The organism is Inquilinus sp. (assembly GCF_039594555.1).
Taxonomy (GTDB): domain Bacteria; phylum Pseudomonadota; class Alphaproteobacteria; order DSM-16000; family Inquilinaceae; genus Inquilinus.
Genome location: NZ_JBCNNF010000471.1, coordinates 1 through 5,094, shown reverse-complemented (window position 1 = coordinate 5,094; position 5,094 = coordinate 1). Strand labels below are relative to the sequence as shown.

Here is a 5,094-nt window from a genome sequence, read left to right as displayed (position 1 = left end):
CCACCCATCCGCTGGCCCGGCGGATGGAGCGGATGGCCGGCGCGGTCGACCGGGACGAGCACCGGATGACCGCCTTCCTGCGCTTCCGCCGGATCGAGGCGGAGGACGGCGAGCGGTTCGTCGCCTGGTTCGAGCCGGAGCACCACATCCTGCGCCGGGCGGCGCCGTTCTTCATCGGCCGGTTCGCGGCGATGCGCTGGTCGATCCTGACGCCGGACGGGTCGCTGCACTGGGACGGAACCGGGCTGGCGATCGGCCCGGCCATGCGGCGCGCGGATGCGCCGGACGAGGACGCGCTGGAGGACGCCTGGGGCCGCTACTATGCCGCCACCTTCAACCCGGCGCGGGCCAACCCGGCGATGATGCAGGCGGAGATGCCGAAGCGCTACTGGCGCAACCTGCCGGAGGCCGCGCTGATTCCGGACCTGCTGGACGGCGCCGCGGCGCGCACCCGGGCGATGATCGCGGCGACGGCCGAGGCGCCGCGCAAGGCGATCCCGGCGCCCGACCTGCACGCGCCCGGCCCCGCCGGCACCCTGGTCGGGCTGGCGTCGGAGATCGCCGCCTGCCGCCGCTGCCCGTTGCACGGCCCGGCGACCCAGCCCGTTCTGGGCGAAGGGCCGCCGGACGCGCCGGTGGTCTTCGTCGGCGAACAGCCGGGGGACCAGGAGGACCTGGCCGGCCGCGTCTTCGTCGGCCCGGCCGGGCAGCTGCTGGACCGGGCGCTGGCCGAGGCCGGGATCGACCGCGGCCGCATCTACGTCACCAACGCGGTGAAGCACTTCAAGTACCAGGTGCGCGGCAAGCGCCGCATCCACCAGCGCCCGGACAGCGGCGAGGTCGAGGCCTGCCGCTGGTGGGTCGAGCGGGAGCTGGGGCTGATCCGCCCGCGCCTGGCCGTGGCGCTGGGCGCAACCGCGGCGCGGGCGCTATCCGGCCACACCGGGCCGCTGTCGGACCTGCGCGGCCGGCCGTTGCGCTTTCGCGACGACCTGCCGGGCCTGGCGACCGTCCACCCGTCCTACCTGTTGCGCCTGCCCGACGAGGCGGCCCGGGAGGCGGAGCATCGCCGCTTCGTGGCGGAGCTGGGCCAGGCGGCGGCGCTGGTGCCGGAGATCCGCCGCGGCTGATCGGCGGGATTCGACAAAAAGGGTACACAAATGTTCCCAGGCATGGTCCAACTTTGCGCCTGGACAGGGAATCGCCCCGGCCTCCGGATCGCCCGCCATGCCCGCTGGGGCTGCGTTCGACCCGCGCCAGGCGGCGACGAACGAGAGATTTGGGCAGGATGTTCATTGCACTTCTGAAATCGATCGTCCGGGACGGCAGCCTGCGGGTGATCGACGCCGCCGGCCGGTCGCACGCCATCGGCGACAGCTCCCCGCCCCGCGCGGTGATCCGGCTGAAGTCGCCGCGCCTGGCCTACACGCTGATGCGCAACCCCGGCCTGGCGCTGGGCGAGGCCTATATGGACGGCCAGCTGACGGTCGAGGAGGGCTCGCTCTACGACTTCCTGGCGGTGGTCGCGAAGAACCTGAGGGTCGACAGCCATGGCTGGCTGGCCCTGATCGCACGGGTGACGCGCGGGCTGAAGCAGTACAACCCGGTCGGCAAGGCGCAGCAGAACGTCGCCCATCACTACGACCTGTCGGCCGAGCTGTACGACCTGTTCCTCGACGCCGACCGCCAGTATTCCTGCGCCTATTTCGCCACGCCCGAGGACAGCCTGGAGACGGCGCAGCTGAACAAGAAGCGGCACATCGCCGCCAAGCTGCTGTTCGACAAGCCGGGTCTGAAGACGCTGGACATCGGCTCCGGCTGGGGCGGCCTGGGCCTGTACCTGGCGCGGGAGACCGGGGCCGATGTCACCGGTGTGACCCTGAGCACCGAGCAGCACAAGCTGAGCACGGCGCGGGCCGCCGCCGCCGGGCTGGCGGACCGGGCCAAGTTCCACCTGCGCGACTACCGGCAGGAGCAGGGGCCGTATCAGCGCATCGTCTCGGTCGGCATGTTCGAGCATGTCGGCAAGCGCAACTACGCCGAGTTCTTCGCCAAGCTGCACGACCTCCTGGCCGATGACGGCGTCGCCCTGATCCACACGATCGGCTATTCCGACACGCCGGGCCCGATCAACCCGTTCATCCGCAAATACATCTTCCCGGGCGCCGACCTGCCGACCCTGTCGGAGCTGGCGACGATGGCGGAGCGCGTCGGCCTGTACATCACCGATGTCGAGGTGCTGCGCATCCACTACGCCGAGACGCTGCGGCACTGGCGCGAGCGCTTCATGGCCCGCTGGGCCGACGCGGCGAAGCTCTACGACGAGCGCTTCTGCCGGATGTGGGAGTACTACCTGGCGCTGTGCGAGGTCGGCTTCCGCTACCGCACCACCGTCGTGTTCCAGCTGCAATTCGCCAAGCGCATCGACACCGTGCCGATCACCCGCGACTACATGGTCGACCGCGAGCGGCAGATGGCGCTGACCGATATCGGCGACAGCGTCGTGCCGCAGCGGGCCACAGCCTAGCCGTGCCCATCAGGCGAAGCTGCGGCGCAGCGCCGCCGCGGCTTCGCCCAGCCCGTCCTCCGCCGCATCGACCACCCCCTGCATCAGCAGGAAATCGTGCAGCTGGCCAGGCCAGCGCCGCAATGCCACCGGCACCCCGGCGGCCTGCAGCGCCACGGCATAGGCCTCGCCCTCGTCGCGCAGCAGGTCGTATTCGGCGGTGAAGATGGTGGCAGGCGGCAGGCCGAAGAGGTCGGGCCGGCGTAGCGGCGAGACGCGGGGGTCGGAAGCAAGGGCCGGATCCGGCAGGTACAGCCGCCAGAACCAGCGCATCATCGGTGCGGTCAGGATGAGCCCTTCCCCATGCAGGCGCCAGGACTCGGCTTCGGCGGCGGCATCGAGCGCGGGGAACAGCAGCAACTGGTGGCACAGAGCCGGCCCTTCCATCCGGGACCGCTGCGCCAGAACGGCGGCGAAATTGCCACCGGAGCTGTTGCCCGCCACCGCGATCCGCCCGGCGTCGCCGCCGATTTCCGCTGCGTTCCCGTGCACCCAGTCGAGCGCCGCTTCGGCATCCCGCAGCCCGGCCGGGAAGGGTGCCTCCGGCGCCAGTCGGTAGCCGACCGAAACCACGAGGCTGCCGGCCCCGGCAGCCAAAGCGCGGCAGATGCCGTCGGTGGCATCCGGGCTGCCGATGGTGAAACCGCCGCCGTGCAGGAACAGCGTGACCGGAAACGGCCCGGCCCGATCCGGCCGGTAGAGGCGGAGGCTGAGCGGCCCGCCCGGACCGTCGATCACCCGGTCCTCGACCCGAAGGCCGCCGGCCGGCGGGCCGGACGGGGCCGGGATGGCGAAGGCGGCACGAAACTCCGCCGCCGTGACGGTATCATAGTCGAAGGCCCGTGCGTCCCGGCGGACGTCGAGCACGGCCTGGGCCTGGGGGTCGAGCGGCATCGGAACTCCAACGGATTTCGGCAAGAGAAGACGCCCGCCTGGGATCGGCGGGCCATCTCGCATGAGCAGTTCCGCGCGATCAGGAAGCGCAGTCCGCGGCGGGGACCAGTGCCGGGGCGCGGCGGTCGAGCCGCAGGCTGACCATCGCCACCGCGACGCCGACCAGGGGCACCAGCGCCGCCACCCAGGGCACCGCGCCGAGGCCGGGGCCGTGCTCGATCACTTGGCCGCCGAGCCAGGCACCCAGCGCGTTGCCGAGGTTGAAGGCGGCGATGTTGAAGCTCGACGCCAGGCTCTGGCCCGCGCCTTCAGCCTTCTCCATCACCCACATCTGCAGCGGCGCGACGGTGGCGAAGCCGGCGGCGCCCAGCAGGCCGACGAAGACCACGGCCAGCACGGTGCTGTGCACGGCAAAGGTCATCAGGCCGAGAACCACGGCCAGCACCAGCATGCTGCCCAGCACGGTCGGCACCAGCCAGCGGTCGGCGAACTTGCCGCCCAGCAGGTTGCCCACCACCAGCCCGCCGCCGAACACCAGCAGGATCGGCGACACCGCCTGTTCCGACACGCCGGTGATCTGCGTCAGTATCGGCGCGATATAGGTGAAGACGGCGAAGACGGCGGCGAAGCCCAGCACGGTGGTCAGCAGGCCCAGCAGCACCGGGCGGCGCGCCAGCACCTTCAGGTCCTGCCGCCAGTCCGACTCGTCGGCCGGCGCCTCGTCCTTCGGCACGGCGACGGCGATCACGGCGAGGGCGGCGATGCCGACCGCGGTCACGGCCCAGAAGGTGGCGCGCCAGCCGAAGCCCTGGCCCAGCCAGGTGCCGAAGGGCACGCCGAGGATGTTGGCGATGGTCAGGCCGGTGAACATGATGGCGATGGCCGAGGCACGCTTCTGCGCCGGCACCAGGCCGGTGGCCACCACCGAGCCGACGCCGAAGAAGGTGCCGTGGGCGAAGGCGGTCAGCACCCGCGCCGCCATCAGCATCGTGTAGTCGGGCGCCACCGCGCAGGCCAAGTTGCCGATGGTGAAGATCACCATCAGCCCCAGCAGCACGGTCTTGCGCCGCATCCAGCCGGTCAGGGTGGTGAGGATCGGCGCGCCGGCGACGACGCCGAGCGCATAGCCGCTGATCAGCAGGCCGGCGGTGGAGATCGAGACGCCGAGATCGGTCCCGACCTCCATCAGCAGGCCCATGATCACGAATTCGGTGATGCCGATGCCGAAGGCACCGACCGCGAGGGCATAGAGGGCAACGGGCATGACGGCCACCTTGCGATGAAAGCTCACCGCTAGATGGCCGCCGGGCCGGGCTTGTACTATGCTTCGGGGAAGCCAATCAGTTGTGACATGATTTCCAAGATGCCGAAGACCCTACTCGGCCGCGATCGCCGGCTCGGCATCGGCGCGCCGCGCCGCGATGCGCTGCTGTCGCCGCTCCTCACGGATCTTCGCCCGCTCCAGCTCGCGCCTGCGCTTGGCCGCCGCCACCCGGGCCGCCTTGCGTTCATCCGCCGTCTCGGCCTCGTGCAACGCCACGGCGGCATGGCCGAGCTGGCCGATCAGCCGGTCCTGCCGCTGGGCGTAGCGGAACGAGGCCAGCAGCGCCTCGTCGTCCATCTCGGTCTGGCAG

At 71.3% G+C, this 5,094-nt stretch carries 5 protein-coding genes; 2 read left to right on the top strand and 3 right to left on the bottom strand.

What is annotated here, in order from left to right; all coding sequences use genetic code 11:
* Together ABDW35_RS31925 and ABDW35_RS31920 are read left to right on the top strand one after the other, a co-directional pair.
* Positions 1-1,130: UdgX family uracil-DNA binding protein (locus ABDW35_RS31925; RefSeq protein ID WP_343717878.1), on the top strand; the 1,130-nt coding region annotated here is incomplete at its 5' end.
* Positions 1,131-1,288: 158 nt separating this feature from the next.
* Positions 1,289-2,527, top strand: coding sequence for a cyclopropane-fatty-acyl-phospholipid synthase family protein (locus ABDW35_RS31920; RefSeq protein ID WP_343717877.1), 1,239 nt, complete (start codon positions 1,289-1,291; stop codon positions 2,525-2,527).
* Positions 2,528-2,536: 9 nt separating this feature from the next.
* Here the strand turns inward: ABDW35_RS31920 and ABDW35_RS31915 are convergent, their stop codons facing one another.
* From ABDW35_RS31915 to ABDW35_RS31905, 3 genes are all read right to left on the bottom strand, one after another.
* Positions 2,537-3,460 carry an alpha/beta hydrolase gene (locus ABDW35_RS31915; protein ID WP_343717876.1) on the bottom strand — a complete coding sequence of 308 codons (924 nt, stop codon included), beginning with the start codon at positions 3,458-3,460 and terminating at the stop codon, positions 2,537-2,539.
* 79 nt (positions 3,461-3,539) lie between these two features.
* On the bottom strand, positions 3,540-4,724 hold the full coding sequence (locus tag ABDW35_RS31910; RefSeq protein WP_343717875.1) for an MFS transporter: 1,185 nt from the start codon (positions 4,722-4,724) through the stop codon (positions 3,540-3,542).
* A gap of 111 nt (positions 4,725-4,835) precedes the next feature.
* Positions 4,836-5,094 (bottom strand): hypothetical protein (locus ABDW35_RS31905; RefSeq protein WP_343717874.1); only part of this gene is annotated, 259 nt, incomplete at its 5' end.